Source organism: Shewanella sp. YLB-07, assembly GCF_009377275.1.
This window is the reverse complement of the sequence record NZ_VOQB01000010.1, coordinates 249,999-272,032: the sequence shown is the minus strand read 5'-3', so window position 1 is coordinate 272,032 and position 22,034 is coordinate 249,999. Positions and strand designations below refer to the sequence as shown.

General features: G+C 42.2%; 21 protein-coding genes, 1 other RNA gene and 3 pseudogenes. 10 read left to right on the top strand and 15 right to left on the bottom strand.

The features are described from left to right. From tnpA to FS373_RS21230, 7 genes are all read right to left on the bottom strand, one after another. Positions 1-191 (bottom strand): IS66 family insertion sequence element accessory protein TnpA (tnpA, locus tag FS373_RS32220; protein ID WP_416221773.1); only part of this gene is annotated, 191 nt, incomplete at its 3' end. Between the two features lie 333 nt (positions 192-524). Further along, complete coding sequence (locus tag FS373_RS21255) at positions 525-1,043, bottom strand: regulatory protein ToxS (protein ID WP_144045745.1); 519 nt, start codon at positions 1,041-1,043, stop codon at positions 525-527. Further along, the gene (locus tag FS373_RS21250) at positions 1,028-1,807 is read right to left on the bottom strand and encodes a winged helix-turn-helix domain-containing protein (protein ID WP_152830532.1); all 780 of its coding nucleotides are present in this window, start codon (positions 1,805-1,807) and stop codon (positions 1,028-1,030) included. The genes FS373_RS21255 and FS373_RS21250 overlap by 16 nt, the downstream gene beginning before the upstream one ends. Positions 1,808-2,526: 719 nt before the next feature. Continuing rightward, positions 2,527-3,255: a LutC/YkgG family protein gene (locus FS373_RS21245; RefSeq protein WP_227993086.1), complete on the bottom strand. Its 729-nt coding sequence runs from the start codon at positions 3,253-3,255 to the stop codon at positions 2,527-2,529. Next, entirely contained in the window at positions 3,252-4,697 is a 1,446-nt protein-coding gene (locus FS373_RS21240) for a LutB/LldF family L-lactate oxidation iron-sulfur protein (RefSeq protein ID WP_144045747.1), read from the bottom strand. Before FS373_RS21240 ends, FS373_RS21245 begins: the two co-directional genes overlap by 4 nt. Position 4,698: 1 nt before the next feature. Next, complete coding sequence (locus FS373_RS21235) at positions 4,699-5,451, bottom strand: (Fe-S)-binding protein (protein WP_144045748.1); 753 nt, start codon at positions 5,449-5,451, stop codon at positions 4,699-4,701. Between the two features lie 13 nt (positions 5,452-5,464). Beyond that, a complete protein-coding gene (locus FS373_RS21230) occupies positions 5,465-7,165 on the bottom strand; it encodes an L-lactate permease (RefSeq protein ID WP_144045749.1) in 1,701 nt (566 codons plus the stop codon). A gap of 215 nt (positions 7,166-7,380) precedes the next feature. Between FS373_RS21230 and FS373_RS21225 the strand changes: the two genes are divergently transcribed. Then, on the top strand, positions 7,381-8,283 hold the full coding sequence (locus tag FS373_RS21225) for a LysR family transcriptional regulator (protein ID WP_152830531.1): 903 nt from the start codon (positions 7,381-7,383) through the stop codon (positions 8,281-8,283). Positions 8,284-8,376: 93 nt separating this feature from the next. Here the strand turns inward: FS373_RS21225 and FS373_RS21220 are convergent. Further along, positions 8,377-9,083, bottom strand: a pseudogene (locus FS373_RS21220) (IS6 family transposase). An 81-nt stretch (positions 9,084-9,164) separates the two neighbouring features. Here FS373_RS21220 and FS373_RS21215 point away from each other — a divergent pair. The 4 genes from FS373_RS21215 (at position 9,165) to FS373_RS21200 (ending at position 12,248) form a co-directional block, all read left to right on the top strand. Next, on the top strand, positions 9,165-9,656 hold the full coding sequence (locus FS373_RS21215; protein WP_144045751.1) for a HEPN domain-containing protein: 492 nt from the start codon (positions 9,165-9,167) through the stop codon (positions 9,654-9,656). 17 nt (positions 9,657-9,673) lie between these two features. Next, the gene (locus FS373_RS21210) at positions 9,674-10,129 is read left to right on the top strand and encodes a hypothetical protein (RefSeq protein WP_152830530.1); all 456 of its coding nucleotides are present in this window, start codon (positions 9,674-9,676) and stop codon (positions 10,127-10,129) included. Between the two features lie 150 nt (positions 10,130-10,279). Further along, positions 10,280-11,368 carry a hypothetical protein gene (locus FS373_RS21205; protein WP_152830529.1) on the top strand — a complete coding sequence of 363 codons (1,089 nt, stop codon included), beginning with the start codon at positions 10,280-10,282 and terminating at the stop codon, positions 11,366-11,368. A gap of 130 nt (positions 11,369-11,498) precedes the next feature. Beyond that, positions 11,499-12,248: a DUF2971 domain-containing protein gene (locus tag FS373_RS21200; RefSeq protein ID WP_152830528.1), complete on the top strand. Its 750-nt coding sequence runs from the start codon at positions 11,499-11,501 to the stop codon at positions 12,246-12,248. 94 nt (positions 12,249-12,342) lie between these two features. Here FS373_RS21200 and FS373_RS21195 read toward each other — a convergent pair. Then, positions 12,343-12,528: pseudogene (locus tag FS373_RS21195) on the bottom strand (integrase); the annotation flags it as partial. Positions 12,529-12,857: 329 nt separating this feature from the next. Between FS373_RS21195 and FS373_RS21190 the strand changes: the two are divergent. Both FS373_RS21190 and FS373_RS21185 read left to right on the top strand, forming a co-directional pair. After that, the gene (locus FS373_RS21190) at positions 12,858-13,430 is read left to right on the top strand and encodes a helix-turn-helix domain-containing protein (protein WP_152830527.1); all 573 of its coding nucleotides are present in this window, start codon (positions 12,858-12,860) and stop codon (positions 13,428-13,430) included. 4 nt (positions 13,431-13,434) lie between these two features. Continuing rightward, positions 13,435-14,190, top strand: coding sequence for a hypothetical protein (locus tag FS373_RS21185; protein WP_152830526.1), 756 nt, complete (start codon positions 13,435-13,437; stop codon positions 14,188-14,190). A gap of 108 nt (positions 14,191-14,298) precedes the next feature. Here FS373_RS21185 and FS373_RS21180 read toward each other — a convergent pair whose 3' ends face one another. Beyond that, the gene (locus tag FS373_RS21180; RefSeq protein ID WP_322619546.1) at positions 14,299-14,907 is read right to left on the bottom strand and encodes a tyrosine-type recombinase/integrase; all 609 of its coding nucleotides are present in this window, start codon (positions 14,905-14,907) and stop codon (positions 14,299-14,301) included. A gap of 54 nt (positions 14,908-14,961) precedes the next feature. On the opposite strand from FS373_RS21180, the pseudogene FS373_RS21175 reads away from it, so the two are divergent. Further along, a pseudogene (locus FS373_RS21175) lies at positions 14,962-15,922 on the top strand (transposase). A gap of 331 nt (positions 15,923-16,253) precedes the next feature. Here FS373_RS21175 and FS373_RS21170 read toward each other — a convergent pair. The 4 genes from FS373_RS21170 to smpB all read right to left on the bottom strand — a co-directional run bounded on the left by FS373_RS21170 (position 16,254) and on the right by smpB (position 19,894). Beyond that, the gene (locus FS373_RS21170; protein ID WP_152830525.1) at positions 16,254-17,453 is read right to left on the bottom strand and encodes a hypothetical protein; all 1,200 of its coding nucleotides are present in this window, start codon (positions 17,451-17,453) and stop codon (positions 16,254-16,256) included. Positions 17,454-17,985: 532 nt separating this feature from the next. Further along, the gene (locus FS373_RS21165; protein WP_152830524.1) at positions 17,986-18,645 is read right to left on the bottom strand and encodes a hypothetical protein; all 660 of its coding nucleotides are present in this window, start codon (positions 18,643-18,645) and stop codon (positions 17,986-17,988) included. Between the two features lie 181 nt (positions 18,646-18,826). Beyond that, positions 18,827-19,181: a transfer-messenger RNA gene (gene ssrA, locus FS373_RS21160) on the bottom strand. Positions 19,182-19,396: 215 nt separating this feature from the next. Further along, entirely contained in the window at positions 19,397-19,894 is a 498-nt protein-coding gene (gene smpB, locus FS373_RS21155) for an SsrA-binding protein SmpB (protein ID WP_144045752.1), read from the bottom strand. Between the two features lie 301 nt (positions 19,895-20,195). Between smpB and FS373_RS21150 the strand changes: the two genes are divergently transcribed. Then, on the top strand, positions 20,196-20,627 hold the full coding sequence (locus FS373_RS21150; RefSeq protein WP_144045753.1) for an SRPBCC family protein: 432 nt from the start codon (positions 20,196-20,198) through the stop codon (positions 20,625-20,627). Positions 20,628-20,711: 84 nt separating this feature from the next. After that, positions 20,712-21,044 carry an RnfH family protein gene (locus FS373_RS21145; protein ID WP_144045754.1) on the top strand — a complete coding sequence of 111 codons (333 nt, stop codon included), beginning with the start codon at positions 20,712-20,714 and terminating at the stop codon, positions 21,042-21,044. Positions 21,045-21,118: 74 nt separating this feature from the next. On the opposite strand, the gene FS373_RS21140 is transcribed toward FS373_RS21145, so the two are convergent. After that, complete coding sequence (locus tag FS373_RS21140; protein WP_144045755.1) at positions 21,119-21,628, bottom strand: outer membrane protein assembly factor BamE; 510 nt, start codon at positions 21,626-21,628, stop codon at positions 21,119-21,121. Positions 21,629-22,034: the final 406 nt, after the last annotated feature.

Sequence of the window (22,034 nt, the reverse complement as noted above, 5' to 3'; positions counted from 1 at the left end):
GCCTTCATCAACTCGCTTCTCTTGCGGCTAAAGGTTTTAACGACAAGGTGATGCTGGGAACAAAAATCAACAATCGTTAATTTGCTTTGTTTGTGAAGCTCTATGAGTTCAAGCCATTGTTTTAGTGTCTTATGTTTACGCGAGGCCATCTCAGTGACTCGAAAAGTATCGGTAACAAAGACTCTACTCACTAACCCCAACAAGAGTTAGGTGTAGATCGCCACCTGCTTACGCTTAACTTGATCTACGCGAGTGATCTTTACCGATACCGTCTTGGTTGATGATTTGCTCTGATCAAGTTCTGTCGGGATTGATCAAGAGGATAGAAGGGGGTCAACAATGAAGAGTGTCCAGATTCAAGTAATGTAAGCCAATTATGGATGATGCCTGCACAGATGGTGAGGTTATGGGGTAAATCATTATCTCAGACAGTGCCGTTTTTTAAGCTGAGCGAACTCATTATATGATGGTAAGTTAGCGTAAAGGGAGCCCACTCCCTTTACGTTAAGCATTTGACTTGGCAATTAGATCTTATTTAATTGGGTTAATGCTCGAGTGATATTATTTAATACTAAAGTGTCCTCACCATAAAAATGCATGGTGTGATTTTGGTTTAGTTGCTGCCTAATCATGTTCTTCACGATATGTAAGCCGAAATGCTCCTTATTATGTTCATCAACGGGTTTCAGTTCGGTGATGTTTTGCGTTGATAGGTTGAGCACCCCATCGACGATATTCCATTGACCGTTAACTGTGATGTTATATTCAAAATGTTGGTCCATGACCGCATTGTTTGTGCTGACGTTTATTTTGGTGGAGAATTGATCATTGGGGTAAAAGTGTATCCGTCCGTGCCACCGAGTTTGTATGTCATGTTTAAGGAATGCATGGGTGTGATTGATGTACTGCTCCTTGTCGAATGACCAGCTCGAATCGACGAACGATTGAGTATCACATAACTTATTTTGTAGTAGAGCCAATAAGATTGAAAACGCGATGAAACTCACAATCAATGGCATTTTATTTCTTATTTCAGAAAACATGTGTTCTCTCCTGGCGCGATGTCTCTGTTTAGTATTGTGACCAATGTCTTGCTACTTCCTTGTATTAGTGGCATTAAGGTCAGTGATCTATTTTCGTCGGAAGAAATGAGTAACGTATCTATCTGATTGGGGGACTGCGTGAGGAAAGCATGCACGCATTTTTCTATCAGGGGAGTTAGCGTTTTGTTGATCGGATTATGCTGCAACTGTAACAAATTGACCCCAGCAATTTTGGCTTCGGTCCAAGGCGTGGTTGCGTTCTGTAGCGAGGTGTCAACAGAGTTTAATGAGAAAATTACATTCAACGTTATGGCCAGTGCGGCAGCAATTGCAACCTGCACCAAGATAGATTTTTTGCTGAGCATGCATGGCTTACTGGGATAGGTGGCTTCTGCTTCTGCTTGCGACAACCTTTTTACGCTAACGCCTGGTGAAAGCGAGTAACCTAATTTTGGTAAGGTCTTAATGATTGCCTGCACTTTTGCATCGTCATTGAGCTGTTTTCTGATCTGTGAAATAGTCTGATTGACACTAGTTTCATCGACCACTAATCCCCGTTTCTTCCAGACCTCGTGTAATATTTTCTCGCGAGTTACTGGCGCTCCCTCATGTTTAATCAGGAGGGTGAGCAATCTAGATTCATTTAACCCCAGCTCAACGACCGCTTTTCCGTTATTGGTCTTTGCCGTGAGTTTATGAGTCTGTGTGTTAAAGAGGTATTTATTTGCAATATCAAAAATCTCTAGTTCCTGTTGATTATCCAAAAGAATTCCATAATGATGTCTTCGTTAAATGACCATAATTGTAGCGTATTTCGATCTCTGGGTAATGGTTTATCCGTGAAAAGAGGGAATATATGACTAACATTAGTTTTGCTATATCTGGTCATTAGTTTTGCTATATATGGTCATTAGTTTTGCTATTGCTGGCCATTAGTTTGAGCTATCGCGGTCCATTCTGTTTGGCCATCTTTATTTTTTCACTCGCTTAATTCGCTTACATCACCAGCGTGTAAGAATGCCATTTTACAGGTATAAAAAAGGTCAACCATTCTTGTTATAAGAAGTGGTTGGCCTAAAGGATTTGAAGGCAGGCTGATGTTTAAAAATAAAAATTTAAAAACGGGTTCATCGATCAAGGAATAGAAGAAGAGATCCGTCTAATGAGCAATGCACTGGTAAACAATTAATAACCAGCCAGATTGCCGGAGTACTTTCGGGCTAGGACCAATCTTTGCAACAGAGCCAGAAGACCTGCCTTTGCGGCTTACTGTAAGCTTGTAAGTTATTGATTTATATTGGCACCATAGTTTTGGCGTCCACGCATTGACCACACGTAACCGTTAGGAAAACAAAAAACCGCCTTAATCGGCGGTTTTCTGTTTTATGACAGTATCATTTAAAGCTGTTAGCAGCTCTATCAAAAAATCAGTCCGTGTTCAGGGAGACTAAACCCTTCGACACAACCTAATAAACAGCCTCCATTACCTGTCCTCAATCAAGATAACAATTAACTGACTAGGACCATGAGCCCCATAGGCTAACGTCTGCTGAATATCGGCAGTTTTTGAGGGACCAGATACCAAGACGATATTGGTCGGCATCTTCTCCTGCCACGCTTGATCAATCATCATCCCAGCGAAATTGCTAACGATAGTCGAACGCTTAATTAACGCGATATGACAAGGTGGAATTAACGATAAGGTTCTGGGCTCTGCCCTATCAGGCCAAAGCACTAAGGTGCCGGTATCCGCTATTCCGCCAAAACAGTGAGTGATCCCCGCATCGACCTCATTAAACAGACGGGATTTGAGCTCTTCAAAAACGGATTCAAACCGAAGTAACTCACAGTGGCGAGCCCCTGCAAGTATCTCAGCATAAAACTCCCCCCTTTCGCAGTGATAAGCAGTGCAGTCACTAGGGGGGCTATCACTCAAGGTTTCATCACAAGCACTCCCTAACGCAACTCTCTGACATCCCTTACGACTAATTACCAGTGCCAGTGTTGCAGTTATTTCTGATGAGTTGACGCAAATAACCTCTGCATGATTCGCCGATAAGCCCGAGATAAATCGTTGTTTTAGTAATTGCTCATTTTGGGTTTTCCACCTTGGATAACTCAAGGTTTCTTTCTCTATGGGAGGGAGCTTAACCCGGTTAAGTCGAGCTAATATTGCCCGTTTAGCTACCATGCTGGGGGTCGTTAGACTCATGATGTCTCTCCCTTTTTTTTGTTACGCGTTTTTATAAGCTGATGCAAGGTTTTATCGGCAAATTTGGGCGAGGTCCGACATTGTGTCCATGGGCCTATATTGTCAGGCATTAAGCCTTTGAGTTTCGTTGCCGACCACGTTCCAGCGTGATAGATCGTGGGGGTCGTCGCGGCAAACGCAAAACCTTTCATCGCTAATGACTCTAAGGTACTGGCCGCAGAGGCTTGACCTGTCATCGACATCATATCTGCCTCTGGGGGATTTTTTGCTGCGGTACGTAATCGCTGCAATATATCAGGAATAGGAATGCGAACCGGGCAGACTTCAGCGCAAGCCCCGCAAAAGCTAGAGGCCGTCACTAACTCTTTTGTCTTATCTAGTCCCATAAGATGCGGTGAGATAATTTGACCTATCGGACCTGGATACACTGTGCCGTAAGCATGTCCGCCAATACGAGTATAAACAGGGCAATGATTCATGCAGGCTCCGCAGCGGATACATTGCAACGTTTTACGCATGTCTACATCTTGATAAGCCTGAGTTCGGCCATTATCTAACAAGACAAGATGCACCTCCAGAGGACCATCTCGCTCCCCACTTTTGCGTGGAGAACTGATGATATTAAAGTAAGTGGTGATAGCTTGTCCTGTGGCTGAGCGAGTCAAGGCACTGTACAACGGCGGCACATCGGATAAAAACTCAACGACTTTCTCTATACCGGTAATGGCGATATGAACCTTAGGGACAGTGGTACACATGCGGCCATTGCCTTCATTTTCTACCAAACATAAACTGCCAGTTTCGGCGACTGCAAAATTAACCCCTGAGAGACCAATGTCAGCATCGTAGAATTTCTGCCTGAGGCGAGTACGTCCCGTTTGAATTAGCTCATCGACATCGAGTGTAGGCGTGAAATTATCTAAGTGACGTGCAAAGGTATCACTCACCTCTTGCTTATTTTTATGGATAGCAGGCATGATGATATGAGAAGGTTTGTCGCCATCGAGTTGGACGATATACTCCCCCATATCACTCTCCAAACATTCAACACCCAACTTGGCCATCTCATGATTGAGCTCAATCTCTTCACTCACCATGGATTTGCCTTTAATGATCAATTTGGCCTCATGACGTTGAGCTATTCTGGCAATAATATCATTGGCTTCGTTACTATTTTCCGCCCAATGTACCTGAATACCATTTCGGGTACAGGTAGTGTCCAACAGCTCGAGCAGTTGAGGTAATTTACTCAAGCAACGCTGACGTATCGCTTCAGATAGGTCGCGAATTTTGTCCTCTTCGACAGGATCATGAAAGGCGCTTTTACGTTTGTACTGCAGGTAATCCATTGCCCCACGAAAGTTCTGCCGCAACTGAGGATCGCCAAGCGCTGCTTTAGCTTGAGAATGAAACAGTTCAGGACCCGCTGATGAATGACTCATCTCACTTGCCTCCGGTACGTTCGAGTAAAAAGCTGGCAATATGACGACCTTTCATCAATTGTCCCTGATACTCAAAGGCCCCATTAATATTCAATAAACATCCCCAGTCAGCACTGACCAGCACCGTCGCTTTCGTCTCAGATAAATGACGTGTCTTATCTTCCACCATAGCCTGACTGATGTGAGGATGGCGCACCGCAAAAGTGCCCCCGAAACCGCAGCATTCACTTTCATAGGCTTGTTCTTTAAGCTCTACATTTTGCAGCTGGTTTAATAACTGAGTCGCAGTCACGTGGACCATCATTTCACGGCGAGCAGCACATGAAGTGTGCATCACCACAGACGTCGCATCCCCTTTGTCTTCGAGTTTAATTCGACACACATTGACCAAAAATTCAGTAAGCTCAAATACACGGTTGCAAAATTGCTCCACTTTCGCTTGGGTGCTATCACCTTGGTAAAGGCGACGATAATGGTGATGCATCATGCCCCCACAGGACCCCGACAACACAATCACGGGCCAAGGCTCGATAAACAGATCCATCTGATGTTGTGCGATAAGTTTGGCCTCCTTGGTATAACCTGAGCTATAAGCAGGCTGACCACAGCAGGTTTGTTTTTCGATAAAAATCACCTCCAGGCCTTGCTGCTCAAGTAAGCTTATGGCATCGAGTCCCGCCTCTGGATCGAACATATCCACGAGACAAGTGCCATAAAAGTACACGGTATTAGGTTTTGCCGGATAGATCCGCATAGGTGGCTCCTTATCAGTGTGACTCACTAACCATTAGTGCATCGGTAATATGAAAACCGTAAATCATAATTAGCCCCACAATGCCGGTGATAATAAGATAATACAGAGTGGGAATAATGGTTTTACGTAAAGTTGCTCCTTCTCGACCCAGAAGACCAACCGTGGCAGAAGCGGCTACCACATTATGGATGGCAATCATGTTTCCTGCCGCCGCCCCAACCGCTTGCAGTGACACCATCGCAGCACTCGACACCGCTAACGTATGAGCAACCTCGAACTGAAACTGGCTAAACATCATGTTCGACACTGTATTTGAGCCAGCAATAAATGCTCCTAAAGCACCAATACTGGCACTAAACCCAGGAAAAAAGTCTCCCATAACACCTGACACTAAGTGAGCCGTAGTCATCGGCATGCTGGCTAAGTCGGCGGCGTTAACGCCAGAGTTAATGAAAATCCGCACCATAGGAATCGTAAACATAAGGACGAAACCTGCCCCCATCAAGGTTTTACTCGACTCACCCAATGCACAAGCCATCGGCTTTAAACTGCCAGATTGCAGTAAGGCGGCCAGCAAGGCGACAAACACAAGAATACCACCGGGTAGATAAAGTGGCTGAATAGTCGTACTGACCCCAATCTCTCCAAGGATGTGATTAAAAGAGAAGCTCACTCCTTGCAGTAAACCTTTTAAATCTACACTCACACGGCTAGCGACCAAGATAAGCGCCAACAGTACATAGGGAGTCCAAGCCAATACCAGATTCATCGGCTGGTTATCCTCTTTAATCTCCATTTTTAATGAGCCAATCCACTCCGCTGGCCAGCGTGCTTCCTTTTCAAAATCCCATGTTTTTTTAGGAACAAGAAAATCTTTCTTAGCCGCAGACACCACTATTGCCAGACTCACTAAACCACCGATAAGCGAGGGAAATTCAGCCCCAAGAAACATTCCGGTTAATGCATAGGGGATAGTAAAAGCTAAGCCTGAAAATAGTGCAAAAGGCAAGATATCCAGACCTTCGGCCCAGCTTCTTTTTTCACCAAAAAACCGAGTTAACATCATGGCCATTAATACGGGAATAAAAGTCCCGACAGCGGCGTGGATTAACGAGACATTGGTGGTGATTTCTTGTAAATAGAAGTCCCAATTTGAGCCATTAGCAACAAGGGCTTCTGTGATGTTATGGGTATCGAGCCCTTTGTTTACCCCCACGATAATCGGCGTGCCAACCGCACCAAATGAAACCGGAGTCGATTGGATCATCATCCCCATCAATATGGCTGCCATTGCAGGGAAACCTATTGCCACTAACAGCGGTGCGGCGATAGCCGCTGGTGTGCCGAAGCCGGATGCCCCCTCAATAAAAGAGCCAAAACACCAAGCAATAATAATGGCTTGGACACGTCTATCGGCTGAGATACCAGTGAAACCATTGCGTATCGCACTTATTGCTCCAGTATGCTTCAACGTATTCAGTAAAAAAATGGCACCAAAGATGATCCACAACACTGAAACCGTAATGCCCAAACCTTGCAGTGATGAAGCAAGTACACGGGTGACTGACATCTCCCAGCTAAATAGCGCAATAATCACGGTCATTATAAAAGCAACTGGCATTGCTCGTTTTGCTGGCCAGTTAAGGGGAAGGAGGAGGACTCCTGCGACCACAATTGGGGTAAATGCGATTAACGCGAGTAGGGTTTGGTTCATGCTTATTTATCCTTTAATCTCACTATTGACCTAATGTCTATTTGAGGGGGCAACCCTCATAGTGATTCCTTTTATTATTGACTGTGATCCAGCCTGATTAGCTTTTTGCTCACCCTCATGTGAGACTGTCTTGTTACAACAATGCAACCGTACCTCTTTTACTTTTTGTGATATAGAGAAATAATGAAAAAGATTCTTTCCAAAAACGAGTTAATATGACAAGAATTGATGACTTAATTTTATTTGCTCAAGTGGTTGAGCAAGGTTCATTCAGCCGAGTTGCAGAACAGAATTCACTGACCAATTCGGTGGTGAGTAAAAGAATTGCACGATTAGAGAAAGATCTTGGTGTTCAACTTCTCTATCGAACAACCCGAAAGCTGACATTAAGTGAAGCGGGAAAAAAGTTGTACAAAGGGGCAGCCAATGTCCAGCAAGTCGCAACTGAAGCCATCAATACCGTCTCTGGATTTGGTGAAAGCATCACAGGTCACATTAAAATGTCGGTACCGACGATCTCAGGAGAGCTGCTCTTAGCCGATGCCGTTGCCGAATTTTGTGCTCAGTACCCAGGAATGACCGTCGATATGTCACTGGAAAATCTTTTTGTCGACCTGATCGAAGATAACTACGATCTTGTCATCCGAACCGGTTATTTAGAAGACTCAAGTTTAATCGCCCGTCACATCATAGAGTCACAATGGATCATTTGCGCCAGCCCGGGTTACATCAAACACCACGGCCGGCCCACGGAGCCTGAAGCATTAATAGACCATAATTGTTTGCAGTACGCCTACCAGACAACAGGGGCAAGCGAATGGGAGTTCAAAGGCGATGAGGGGGACTATATTCTTAAAATTAAAGGCAACTTTACCACTGACAATGCCTCCGCCCTTAGAAAAGCCGCTTTAGGCGGATATGGCATAGCTTATGTACCTCGGTGCTTGGTTTACCACGATCTGTTAAAGGGTGATTTAATCGATGTGATGCCTAATCAAGTCGCAAAAAAACTTGGCGTTTATGCTGTTTATCCTTTTACGCGTAAACCACCGAAGAAGATACGCCTACTAATAGAACATATACGTCAACGTTACTTAGCTATCAGTGAGTATTTTTAACACGGTCCAAATATGAAGGGTCTAAGTACAAGAGCGGGCTCTGTTGCAAAGATTGCTCTTAGCCCGAAATGGCTCCGGTGATCTGACTGGTTATTAATAATTTACCAGTGCATTGGTTATTAGACGGATCTCTCCTGCTATTCCTTGACCGGATAACCAGATCTTGAACTGTCCTTTTTTAAACATGTGCATCACTTCAAATCCCTTGATAGTGGCATAAGCCGTCTTCATCGATTTGAATCCTCGCACAGGATTGATGAGCCTTTTCAATTTTCCATGATCTGCTTCTACCGCATTGTTCAGGTATTTAATTTGCCGGTGTTCAAGCGCTTCAGGACATTTGCCTTCTTTCTTTAATTCCGTAATAGCTACACCGTAGGAGGCGGCCTTGTTGGTATTGATGGCGGAAGGACACTCCCAGCATTTGAGCCCTTTCAAAGCTTTACCCAAAAACAGTTTAGCAGCCTTAGCATTTCGTCTGGACGATAAATAAAAGTCAACGGTATGACCTTGTTTATCTACAGCCCGATAGAGATACACCCATTTTCCTTTCACTTTGATGTAGGTTTCATCGACCTTCCAGCTTAATCCCGCTTTGGGCTTCCAATACCATCTTAATCGTTTTCTATTTCTGGCGCATAACGCTGAACTCAGCGATAAATGGTATTGTGATCAACATTGATACCCCGTTCACAGAGCATCTCTTCGAGTTCTCGATAGCTGATCCCGTATTTACAATACCAACGTGCAGCCCAAATGATAATTTCATAGGAAAATTGTCGATACTTAAAGAGTTTCATGAGCTAGCAGGCCTAAAACAAAAGAGGAGCTTAGCTGAGCCGATGATCTTTGCAACAGAGCCACATTAAGCGTGAAGGGTAATGTTGTATGACACCGGTAACTTTACCCTTGATGAAGCCAAAGAACTGACGACAAAGGAACATCATGATTTAGCACAGGAATATTTGGATTATTGGCTTCAGGGAGCTGATGAGTTTTTTATTAATTTTAGGTTTATGTTGGAATCAGGTTTCTTAAACAAAGCTGCATTCGTGTTACATCAAGTCACCGAATCTTTCTATAGTGCCATATTATTAGTCTTTACCTGCTATAAACCCAATAGCCATGATTTAAAAAAATTAGGCGGTCGAGTGGCCAGTATTGAGCTTGAGTTTATCACGGTGTTCCCGATGGGGACCGAAGAGGATCGTCAGCGCTTTAAACTGTTGCGTAAAGCTTATGTCGATGCTCGCTATAAACTCAGTTATGTGATCATCTTGGAAGAACTCGAATGGTTAGGTGAGCGAGTGGAATATTTGCAAGCGCTCACAGAACGTCTGTGTAAAGCCAAGAACGCCAGTTATTTGGAGTAAACATTGAGTCGTGCCTTTTGAAGCCATGGCTGTGCGCTGTCGCCACTTTGCCGCCATTTGGTCATTTGTCGCCATTGAGAAACGATGAAGGAATGGTTGTTTTTGAAGCGTTTTACGCTGAATCAGGGGAGGGGATAGTGCGTAATAGATTGAATTTAAGCAATAAAAAAAAGGCCAACCATTCTTGTTATAAGAAGTGGTTGGCCTTTCTTAGTAATTGGTGGAGGCGGCGGGGCTCGAACCCGCGTCCAAAAAGCCTACATCCTATCAAGGCCATTGATACCACTTTGTTCTGCTGTATTTTCATATGGTTAAGGTTTGGTGGTGTAACATTCTATGAGTGGGTGGTAATGTTTGCCGCCATTTTGCCGCCATTATTGACGGCAGGAGAAGTGATGCTGAAGGCTAAAACTAAGGCTGTCTTAACCGTGGTAGAGTATGAGGGGCTTCAAGAGCGTCGCCTTGAAGCCTAAAGTGTTCTTTTTTCATGAGAAACAGGGTGGGTTGGTCAACTTTCTATTGATATTTTTTTGTGCGCTAGCACGTAGTAGCTCTCTACCTCATAAGGTAGACTACCCTATGAGTATGTATAATAAACTGTTAGAGCAACACAAAAAATAACTATGGAAGAATTTCAAGAAATAGCTCATACAGGTGGGAAAATTGAATTCCTATACAGTGAGGGTGGGCAAGGAGTGGGTATTAGAATTTCCCATGCGAATCCATGGGCAACAACTATGGTTCAGCTCTGTATATCGTATGATGGCGAGGTTCTCGATTTTGTTCCCTGTGGTGGGATAGGCGCGGTAATACCCTATCCGCAACCATCATTGCTAGCGTTTTTACTCTCGGATAGAGAAGGCCTCTTTGGTCAGTCTTGCCCAAAATGTAACTCCTACTTTAGAAGTAACTCTATTTCGGGCAACACAACTTGCCCATATTGCGGTGATATTGAAAAAGGCATTGAGTTTCTGACAGAGAACCAGCTAAAGTTTCTTCGCCATTTCTGTGAATCTTTCATAATGGCACACAATGAAAAGCGAAACGTTACTGTTGATCTGGACGAACTTCTCAACAATATGGAAGATAATAGTCCCGACTGGCTTTACCCGGAAGAGAGGCAACAAACAAAGAAAAAATGCGAGTGTAGATGTCTTTATGACATTCTGGGTGATTATGGGGTGTGTCCCGCTTGCTCGAAGCCTAATTACGCTGAAATCCTAACCGAGAAATTTGACGCATTTGAAGCGCAATTAGCTGATGTGGTTGAAAATATTAAGGATAGAGCAGATAGAGAGGTTGAGTGGGAGAAGTTAACTCGTTGCGTATCAGAGTTTGAGGCACTTGCAAATAACTTACGTATCCATCTGGCCAATTTTCCTGCCACTCCTAAAAGAAGATCGGACATAAATAGGCTTAGCTTCCAAGGGATTATCAACTCTGCTTCAGCTATAAAGAATTGGTTTGATATCGATATTTTTAAAGGTATAACAGACCAAGAACAAAAATTTCTAAATAAGATGTTCAATCGTCGCCATGTATTTACTCATAATGGCGGGCGTATTGATCAAGAGTACATTGACAATACTGGCGATACTACAGTTCGAATTAATCAAACCATAAAGTTTAGAAGTCGAGAAGTGAAGCGGCTAATTCCTCTTGTTAGGCAGTGCTCGGAAAACTTTATAAATGGTTTTGAGTCCATCAAGTAAAGGCTCTAACGAATGGATGTTGCCGAACTGATTTTCCGCTACGCTCCAAACCAGTCGCAAATGCGGGCGTTAGTAGCTAAAGGGGGGAAGGAATGTGATTTTGTACAAATATGTATCTCATGATGTCGGGATGAAAATCATTGAGAATAACTCAGTGGGTTTTTCTCAGCCATGTAATTTTAATGATCCCTTCGAGCTTGAAGCCTCCTATCCCTCAGAGGGAGGAGATAACCCTGTTGATTCATTGTTTAAAGGAGTTCGGTCGTGGATAAAAAAAGACATATGGAAAAGAACTACAGGAATACTTTCTCTAACAAGACAGCCACTAAATCCTCTAATGTGGGCTCATTATAGCGTCGAACATACTGGAATGGTTATTGGCTTCGATTCAAACATAGAAGCGTTTACATGCGAAGATACTAATCTGGTTCCAATTCAATACGGAAGTGTAATTTATACAGGTAAGAAACCTGATAGCCGTTTTTTAAGCAAGCCGACAGAGACAATGGAAGTTGGTGGAACGTTTCATTTTCCTTATGGGCAGCTCGAAAGACTTCAACGTATGTTTTTATTTAAACCTATGTGTTGGTCTTATGAAGAAGAAGTTCGAATTGTTAAATGTCTAAAGGGTGTAGATAAGACCCCATCTATTAAAAGTGGTGAATTTTCAGAAATTGAAGTGTCAGGTAGACCTATATACTTATTATCCCTTCCTAAAGGTACCATTAAAGAAATATATTTAGGTGTACGCTCAAGTACATTGAAATCCACTGGAGACCATGAACTATATAAAGTGGCAAAAGAGCATCAGCCTAAGGCCAAAATTTTTGCATGCACTATAAGTAAATCTAGCTGGAGCCTTGAGTGCTCTGAATTGTAATAGGTTAATAACAAGGCAACAAAGTCGGATTCGTAACAGTTGGCTCGTTCCGCTTCGCTCCATTTTAGCCAACTTTACGGCATTGGTAACCACCCTAATTCTTAATCTCACTTTTACCCAATAGTTCTGCTATTGGGTTTTTTGTGATCGCATCGTCCAAGTGATCGGGGGCGAAGTGTGCGTAGCGCATGGTGTCTTTGATATCTGAGTGGCCGAGTATCTGTTTTTTCACTTTTCTGAAAAGAAGGATATTGCCGCTGTTCATCATAAAGTGACTGGTGATGTTTGCCGCCATTATTTACCACCGACATAGGTGCTATAGCAATCTATGCGATCACATCGTATCATCTCAATTTTATGAACTATAGGTTAGCCAAAATCATAATCAGTAATCACAATCGTTCGACGCCAATATGGTAGAGCATGAAGGCTTCATGAACGTTGCCTATAACCTTAACGGTTTAATAAAGAGTGGGTTGATCAACTTTCTGTTGATATGTTTTGTGCGCTTGAACATAGTCGCTCTCTACCTCATAAGATAGACTATCTTCAGAGGTTTGAATAATAAACTGTTAGACCCCCTATCTACACAACAGATGGATTACTAAATTGAATTTAAATATTTCAGAGATAGCCGCTCAGGGTGAAAGTCAAACAATAGTATTTTTAACCCAAGAAGTGAGCCCTAAAATCTTAGCAAAAGTAATTGTAGCTCTTGCAAACGCAGATGGGGGAAGGGTTCTCATCGGCGTTGTAGAATCAACCAATTGCCCGGGTATTAAAGAAGAGCAAGCTATAGATTTGATTAAACAATCAAGAAAACTTTTAAGTGATACTGATATTTTTAAATTTGAAAACATTCGATTTAGGCATATTCTGAATATTTGTGTATTAGATGTTAAAAAATCGGAGTCAATTGTGCTTTGTGAAGACGGAGCTTATATAAGGTTAGGTTTAAGCATCAAAGCTATGAATCAGTTTGAAATACAAGCGAAATTGTCAAAGGATTCTTTTTCAATAGAAGATATTTCAGAAGTTCTTGAAAAACAAACAAAACAGATAGATTCTTTAACCGCTGAAATAGCAGAATCCAATACACCTCTGAGTAAAATGAAGAGTCACCTTATTGGAGGTGTTGTCGGACTAGTTCTTGGGGCTATGGGGTCTGTTTTCGGGCTCTAACACAGTGCAAGCAAACGGATATTTTAGTTTTGTCACCATTTTTGCAAAAAGACGCAAAACACGACAAATCCAAAGTGCCATTGTCGCAAGCGTTATGCCTTTAAATTTCAATGGAAGAACAATGATACAAACTACCTTACCAAATACGTCTAATGACTCTAGTGGAAGTAATACATTTTCCTTGTATCTTAAAGCTAATAGTATCGCGATTAATTCCAGTGATGCTGTTACACATTACCAATGTTCAAAAAACAATGGTTACGAGGTAAACGACTCTCAGCTTAATTTTTGCTTGGAAGTTGAAGCTGAAGGAAATCAAAGCAAATGTGCTATTGATGGATTAAGCACCTTTGGTAGCGTTGCGGATTTAAATCATAATACGCTACTCGACGATCTAGAGTCAGAGTTTAAAGCTCAATCTTTTTTCTTTGACTCAAAATCTATAGTTTATAAAGGTATTAGCTCAGATAAACCTTATTACAATAAATTTACTCCTAGCGCTTGTTCGGTGGGAGATATCATTGATATTTATACTTTCTTTAGCACAACAGTTTCGAAAGAACGAGCAAAAAACTATGGCTCAGTACTACTCAAGATTCAAGGGTTAGACAAAGTAAACTGTATTATCCCGCCAATTACCACAATACCGGGATCTGGTGAGCTAACTGATGAACAAGAAGTGTTGATTAATCGTGGGTTTAAAGCAAAAGTTCTTAGCGTCAATTCATACGAAATACACTTACAGTTAGAACAGGCATAACAAGTCAAATCACTGGACGCATAACGGCTGTCACGGTCTTTGCTAAAAATAAAAGCAGCAAAAACAGTGCCAACCTACGCGCTAGTGTTTGAGGCGTTGGTAACCACCCTAATTCGTAATCTCACTTTTACCCAATAGTTCGGCTATTGGTTTTTTGGTGATTGCGTCGTCCAGGTGATCGGGGGCGAAGTGGGCGTAGCGCATTGTGTCTTTGATATCTGAGTGCCCCAGTATCTGTTTCAGTACCAAGATATTGCCGCCGTTCATCATAAAGTGGCTGGCGAATGTATGGCGTAAAATGTGAGTCATCTGTCTGTCTGGGAAATTCAGCTTGGTGCGCTTGATAGCGCGTTCAAATGACTTGCGGCATGGCCTGAATAATGGGCCTCTAGCACGCGGTATCTTCTCTGCCAGTTCTTTGGCTATCGGTACAGTTCGATTCTTCTTACCTTTGGTTTTCACAAAGGTGATCCGGTTGTGGGCTATTTGACTGCCGCGCAAACCTTCGGCCTCTGACCAGCGGCAACCGGTGGCTAAACATATCAGCACTATGGTGGTTAGGTGTTCATATTCGGCGTTATCACATTCGGTGAGGACAATGGGGATCTCTTCTGGGTAGAGGAACGCGAGTTCGGTGTCCTCAATTTTAAATTGTGAAATACCATCGAGTGGGTTGGGTAGGGTCCACTCGCCTAGATTTTTTAACTCAGAGAACACCGCATTGACATCTACACTTGAAAGATTCGATTTTGGATGTTTCAGGAGGCAAGGATGCCTAGACCTCGTTCTACTCAGGTAAGTTTGGAAGATACGCCCTTTTATCACTGTGTGAGCCGCACGGTGAGGAGGGCATTTTTATGTGGAGTCGATGATTACTCTGGCCAATCTTTCGAGCACAGAAGATAGGCTTTTACTTCTGACCTCTATCTTTGCCATCGACATTGCAGCTTATGCGGTAATGTCGAATCATCTGCATGTCGTGTTGAGAATAGATTCAGAATCAGCTCAAGCCTGGACAAGTATCGATGTTGTAAATCAATGGCATAAGTTGTTCAAGGGTACGTTACTGACACAAAAGTTCGCTAAAGGTGATGCCATTGAGTCTTATGAGCTTGAAACGCTCAACGAAACGATAGCTGAATACCAGCGTCGATTAATGGATATCAGTTGGTTTATGCGCGCACTTAACGAGCCTATAGCGAGGCAAGCCAATAAAGAGGATAACTGCACCGGACGCTTCTGGGAGGGCAGGTTCAAGTCCCAAGCATTACTCGACGAAGCTGCCGTACTCGCTTGCATGGCTTATGTTGACCTCAACCCAATCAGAGCCAATATGGCTGATACGCCAGAGCAATCTGATTTCACTAGCATACAGCGTCGAATTAAAGCAGCCTTCATAGGCAAGCAACCAAGTCAATTACTGCCATTTGTGGGCAACGAACGTAAAGATGTGCCTAAGGGGTTAATGTTTGATATTACAGATTACTTAGAGCTGGTTGATGATACCGGACGAGTAATACGTGATGATAAACGAGGTGCGATTAAAGCCGGTACGCTGAAGATATTAAACCGGCTAAATATTCCGCTTGAAAACTGGCTTAAAGTAACCAATGAATTCAAATATCTCTTTAAAGGTCCGGTAGGTACGCTAGAAGAGTTGACACTCTATAGCGAGCACCTTGATAAAAAGCGTATAACCAATGTCAGTAATTGCCGATACTGGCATCGCTGACACCTCTCTGTGTGGTTTAACTAATTCTCTGCAAAGTCATGCAACAAACTAAGCTGTTGTGCCTAAAATTTGTATATTACGAGCGCTTGATGACAAATTTAGCTGTTGTGTTTGGTTTATCGGGGTATTTAGTCATACAGCCGTTTAGAGTGGCAGTCTTAGGGCCTTTGTTCTCAACCCACATCGGTGAGCTTGAGCGGATAATCTTAAAATGGGTGGCCCGTTAGATTTTCGTCATCGATGAGATAACCAGCAATGGTGAAGCGGTTGTAATCGGTGGCAGTTCAGGTGGCAGTCACATAATTCAATAAACAAGTGATAAGAAATGGCTCTAATCTTTCTCTATTTCCATATTACTTTTGATTACATCTCTCGCTGAGCTAGTAATTCCTGAAAAAAATGTCGACATTGCTTCTTCATCAGCAGTATTAACTTCGTTTACTTTTGCTAAATTTCTCATAGCGTCATACTGATTACTTGCTACCTCTTTAAAGTCATCATCTTGTTTCACTCCTGAGTTTTTGTGGTAACCACTGCGAAATGCTCCTCCATCATTTTTTGTTAAAAGAGCGTTCTTACTCAAAGAATCATATAGATTTTTACATTTACCACTAATGACTTCATTACATGCTGAAATAACCGCCGCTATGTTTATAGTTGCCCTAGTGTTTTCTGCAGTCAAGATAATAGCTACTAGCTTATTTACTTCATTAGCACCACCTTTAAAGCTGGGAGGGATAACTGCATTTTTATCTGTGAGGCGGGATACTAATACAGTTGCAAGTTGTTTATCGTCCATCCCTCCGTTACTTTTAGCACTTTCAATCTCTCCTTTGTACGTGCCGTCTGATGTGCCACCTAGTACAAAACTCCCCCCCTTTCCCACTGTGTATTTTTGTCTGTTCGGTCCTGATTTAGGGTAATGGATAGTTCTTAACTTACTATGATCTCGTAAATTCGAAATACCTTCATCGCTGTCCATTACTTCGCTTTGTTTTCTTGCAATATTCCTCATTTTACTAATTTTTTTTGTGGCTGAACCGGGAGATGTAGGTGAGGGAGACCCTTCTTTTTTAAGGCCTAATTTCAAATTAATTGGCTTAGGTACTTTTACTTTTAGGTTTTTTTCTCTCATTACTTCCTTAAAGGCAGCAGCAGCCGCTTCCTTATATGAAGCGTACGCCCTCTCATTGCCATCATTTGCCCACTTCTTTAGTCTTCGTAGAACAGCATTAATCTTTGCAGGAGCTTTTCTAAATCTAGTTGGAAGTCCTGATGTAATTTTTTGTTTATTATCATCGAAAACAGTCGAATTAGTAACTGGATGGTTTGCTACTTTTACTTGCCTTTGGATACTTGATACCTCACGGTTATCAGCAAAGGAAATAATTTCATTTCTATTATCTACAAAGCTAAGGTTTGCTCCTCGGTTATCTTGAAAGTTATTATTTTCACTCTTCGGCTTTCTACAAATTATGTTGTTAGCTTTGGGGCTTTTAATGACCTGTGGATGATATTGTTTATCGTACATACCTTTTACCCCCCTGCATAAACTAAAGCCAACATTATTTGTTGATAGCATTTTGGACATTTATTGTGACATCTAAAGTAACATGGTGAAATTTAATTAACATCCTACTAGTTTCGAAAAGTACTAGTACTAATAGGTGGAAGGGGCTGAATTATTAAAGGTTAATTTGAATAGACAAGCCACGCCACTGAACCCTTCCGCCACGAAATCCGCACTCTTCCTCACCCTCCTGCGGGCCTTTTATTGTCAATTTTTTGCAGTTTTTTACTACTGCAGTTCATATTGCCAGTCCGCGAGGCTGTAAGGGGGTTGTAGCGGATCGAAGATCTGAAAGGATCGCAGTTTATTTCAGTGGATTTCAGTTATGTATGGCGGCTTTATGTGCCTATATCAAAGTGAAACCCGCATGTTTAATGATTTTATACTCGACTTCGTGGGTTCTCGTATGGAGTTGAATTTTAACCTGTGGTATTTAACTTCATAAAAACAGATGGTTGTACGCGAATTAAACTGAAGAGATATTGCCTTTTTATTATTTAGATTTCGGTAACGATGCGTCAAGAAAACTAACAAAGTTTAGAAGGTCAGAACTTACTCTATATGAGGAACCAAGTTGGAAATGGACAGTATTTCTCCGTTTACGAACTTCTTCTACTCCCTGAACTTCTGAAGGTGTTAAGTTAAACTTCTCCAAATACTTAGGTTGAAGTAACTTACTGACACTCAGTGTGTTCTCGTACTTCGTAAATTTTACACTTTCATTTCTTTGGTTTGCTTCTCGAATTGTCTTTATAGATACTGGCTTATTCTGCTGTTGTCTGGCAATTTCTTTTGGCTTGATCAATGTATGAATAATAAATCCTTGATGAAGAAGTTCTGATTTTGCATGTGTTTCAAATGCTGAAAGTAATAAAAGGTCATCGGTAATAGCGTCAAAGCAGTCTCCTATTAACATTATATAAGTTAATAATTGAGCTCTCATTGGATCATGTTTTTGGTTTATCTGTTTTTGTTCTTCATCAATAAGTTCTCTCAGGAGATAGGCTTGGTGTAAGTTTGATATTATTTTTGTGTGGTCCAGTATTATTCTTGCATTGATATTTAATGCTTTTGTGTAGTCAGGAATAGATGAGCTATCATTCAAGTAAATATCGATTATCAACTGATTTACATTAGCGCATGAGTCTGTCATAGGATTAATCCTGATACTTGGCTGGACCAGTTTGGTGCACAGGAGCGGACGTAATTATATTGTAGGACAGAACTGGATAGTAAAAGGATTGATCGGTGGACAAAGATAAAAGCTGTGTGGTCAATTGGTGGACATTAGATGTGACAAAGGGTTAGCCTTTCGGCTAACCCTTTGTTGTATTTGGTGGAGGCGGCGGGGCTCGAACCCGCGTCCAAAAAGCCTACATCCAAGGCGCTACATGCTTAGTCTCTCTTTTGGTTAACCAAGTACACTCCGAAAGACAGGATTGCAATTGGCGAGTTCAGTACTATTTCGCGGTTCACCCCTGAACGTGGTTCCCTCGCTATCAAATGTAAGATGACCATCTATAAACCAAACCCATTTGAGAAGTTTCGGCAAGATGGCTAGCTAGCCTAAGCTGCTAGAGAGTAGTTAGAGTCGTTAGCAACTATAACAGTGAGGCTTTTTACGAGGCCAACCTCCCCTCGGCATGCTCCCAGGGTTTCGAGAATCTTGTCGAATCCAGAATCGCCCCCAAGTACAATTCGATTGTAACGCGTTGCCACTCGATTACCAAGCGTGTTTTGCAACTCGTTATATCGTTTGTTCGTTATCCGTACGTTTTGCGTGTTTTTTATTGTTTTTCAGTAAATGATTGGCTATTCATTGTTCGTACCAAGCATTTTATCATTTAAAACTTCGTTTCATGACCGGACTCCGGCTTAAAAGCATTGCCGGAGAGACGGGAGTGCTATTCACCACGTACGGCTTTTTTCATTGTTCGAGCTTTTTCAATCTGCCATTCACGATCTTTAGTATCGTCACGCTTATCGTGTTCTTTCTTACCTTTACCTAGACCTATCTCGATTTTGACCCAGGCACCTTTCTGCCAGTACATAGAGATAGGTACGATAGAGTAGCCCTTACGATCGACGAGCCCTTGTAACTTATCTAGCTCTTTTCGTTTGAGCAGAAGTTTACGCGAGCGCATAGGATCACAGACGACATGGGTTGATGCGGTATTCAATGGCGCTATGGTACAACCGAAGAGAAAGGCTTCGCCTTCTCTCATAAACACATAGCTTTCAGACAAGTTAACCTTGCCCATTCGAATAGACTTAACTTCCCATCCCATTAGGGACAGACCTGCTTCCATCTTCTCTTCGAATTTATAGTCGAAGGTTGCGCGTTTATTACGGGCAATCGATGCGGAGGAGTTTTTTGATTTTTTTGCATTTTTCTTAGCCATAGGCTGGCTATTATACGCAGGGACAAGTTTTTTGGAATTGCTGCCGACGAATTATTCAGACATTTCTGCAGAATAACGAGGGTTTGCGTGATTTTTGAACAAACAAAGCCTGCTTTAAGGAGGCAATTAGGCAAGCGGTGCTTTTAGGTGTCTCACTTTAGGAAGAGGTGAATATGCGTTTTTCTATGATCGTGTTAAAATCCTGTCATTAGTGATCATCTTTAGCGTTCGTTAAGGTGATTGTCTTTGGCAACTGGTTTAATCAAATTGTTGAGATAAACTGTTTCAGGTAAAGAGTAGAATGCCCCAAATATCCCGCAGTGTGTTAGTGCGCTTTAGCGCAATGCAGATGTATGAAATCGTCAATGATGTTGAATCCTATAAAGAGTTTTTGCCCGGTTGTGTCGGTGGCAAGGTGCTCGAGTTTGACGGTGAGACTATGCTCGCATCTGTAGATGTGTCCAAAGCTGGTATTAGTAAAACCTTCACTACCCGTAATCAAGTCATACCGGGTAAGAGTATTCAGCTTTCTTTAGAAAATGGCCCTTTCAAGCATTTGCTCGGCGAGTGGCGCTTCACTGAATTGACCGAAGATGCCTGCAAGATAGATTTCGAGTTAAGTTTCGAGTTCTCTAACTCTCTCGTTGAACTGGCTTTCGGCAAGGTGTTTAAAGAGTTGATGTCATCTATGGTGACGGCGTTTACCGGCAGAGCGAAAGTGATCTATCGATAGTCGTCAGCAATTAGCTATGAGCTTCGAGCTATAAGCTACTAGCTAATTGCTTTTAGCTTGTTCCATATTGAAAGAGATAAATTGATGAACATAGAGCAGGAAGGTTTTGCGGTAGAGGTTATCTATGCCTTACCCACACAGCAAAAACGTATCCAGATAAAAGTGGCGCCAGGAACTAGCTGTATTGAAGCGGTGGAATTGAGCGGCATGATTACCTATTTCCCTGAAATCGACCTTGAAACGGTCAAGCTAGGGATTTTTAGCCGTGCGGTTAAGCATAACGAAGTCTTAATGCCCGGGCAGAGGGTAGAGATTTATCGTCCCTTGATTGCTGATCCGAAAGATGTACGACGTCGTCGTGCCGAAAAAGCGAAAGAGGAAGGCCGGATAAATAAGATCACGGGCGGAAAGATATAGATAATAATTGAATGTGTTCCTGACGCCTGACGCCTGACGCTAGGAACACATCGACTTAATTCATTAAGCTTCTGCTATTCAAACTTCTTTTCTGCTTGAGATTCAGGATCATTCTCTTCTACTAATGGCTTAGTATCAGGACGCTGCTCCGGGATCAATGGCTCTTCATTGTTTTCAACTTCAGTTTCTAGCATAGACGCATCAGGAAGACGGCTCTGGTCTAGTGGTGTATCAAAATCTTCCGCAAGATCGTAATCCCCTACCACTTTAATCAGAATGTCATTTTCAAAGTGAATGATCAGCTCTTTGTGTATGATGCTGGCATCACGTCCACTCTTATAGTGATACACGTAATACCAAGTATCGTCGGAAAAGCTGTCACGTAATACGGGTCTGCCTAGTATGTATTCAACTTGCTCCTTGGTCATCTCAATACGCAGTTTCTCTACCTGCTGAGTTTCCATGTAGTTACCTTGTGGAATATCTGGCTTATAGATCAGCCAGTCAAATACACTACATCCTGTTACTGATAACGAGAGCGCAGCGGCGCCCAAAAGGGTAAGGCTCTTCTTTTTAATTGTCATTGAATACACTACTTCATAAAAATCTATCGGTCATCATACCCAAGCACAAGCTACTGTGACAAGAGTTGATGGAACATTATTCCGTTAATTTGAGTCGTGCCAATCTCTTGGTAAGACCGACTGATTCGACCATCATCTATTCGATTGGTTCAGAAAGTTAGCATTATAGGTTTAACTGTTTTCTTTTTGTGCAACAAACTGGTGTGAAATCCAGCTAAAAGTGAGGTGTGAAAAGTGTGTCTTAAGTTGGAAACTTTTGTCCTGTGTTAGGTGGGCTGCAGCTTAGCTAAGATAGCTTAGATTGATAACTCTATAAAATAGTCAAAATGTACCAAGTTTAGTTTTTTAAACAGCTAAGTTGAGCTGCAACATATTAATTTATTTAAGTTTGTTTTCTTAGTAATAA

Bases quoted from the DNA above. Each gene is read 5' to 3' on its own strand.
- FS373_RS21145 (WP_144045754.1), top strand. From the start codon at position 20,712: ATGAACATAGAGCAGGAAGGTTTTGCGGTAGAGGTTATCTATGCCTTA.
- FS373_RS21245 (WP_227993086.1), bottom strand. From the start codon at position 3,255: ATGAGTCTAACGACCCCCAGCATGGTAGCTAAACGGGCAATATTAGCT.
- FS373_RS21255 (WP_144045745.1), bottom strand. From the start codon at position 1,043: ATGTTTTCTGAAATAAGAAATAAAATGCCATTGATTGTGAGTTTCATC.
- FS373_RS21205 (WP_152830529.1), top strand. From the start codon at position 10,280: ATGGAAGAATTTCAAGAAATAGCTCATACAGGTGGGAAAATTGAATTC.
- FS373_RS21140 (WP_144045755.1), bottom strand. From the start codon at position 21,628: ATGACAATTAAAAAGAAGAGCCTTACCCTTTTGGGCGCCGCTGCGCTC.
- FS373_RS21200 (WP_152830528.1), top strand. From the start codon at position 11,499: ATGAAAATCATTGAGAATAACTCAGTGGGTTTTTCTCAGCCATGTAAT.
- FS373_RS21230 (WP_144045749.1), bottom strand. From the start codon at position 7,165: ATGAACCAAACCCTACTCGCGTTAATCGCATTTACCCCAATTGTGGTC.
- smpB (WP_144045752.1), bottom strand. From the start codon at position 19,894: ATGGCTAAGAAAAATGCAAAAAAATCAAAAAACTCCTCCGCATCGATT.
- FS373_RS21240 (WP_144045747.1), bottom strand. From the start codon at position 4,697: ATGAGTCATTCATCAGCGGGTCCTGAACTGTTTCATTCTCAAGCTAAA.
- FS373_RS21235 (WP_144045748.1), bottom strand. From the start codon at position 5,451: ATGCGGATCTATCCGGCAAAACCTAATACCGTGTACTTTTATGGCACT.
- FS373_RS21215 (WP_144045751.1), top strand. From the start codon at position 9,165: ATGTTGTATGACACCGGTAACTTTACCCTTGATGAAGCCAAAGAACTG.
- FS373_RS21225 (WP_152830531.1), top strand. From the start codon at position 7,381: ATGACAAGAATTGATGACTTAATTTTATTTGCTCAAGTGGTTGAGCAA.
- FS373_RS21165 (WP_152830524.1), bottom strand. From the start codon at position 18,645: ATGACAGACTCATGCGCTAATGTAAATCAGTTGATAATCGATATTTAC.
- FS373_RS21150 (WP_144045753.1), top strand. From the start codon at position 20,196: ATGCCCCAAATATCCCGCAGTGTGTTAGTGCGCTTTAGCGCAATGCAG.
- FS373_RS21170 (WP_152830525.1), bottom strand. From the start codon at position 17,453: ATGTACGATAAACAATATCATCCACAGGTCATTAAAAGCCCCAAAGCT.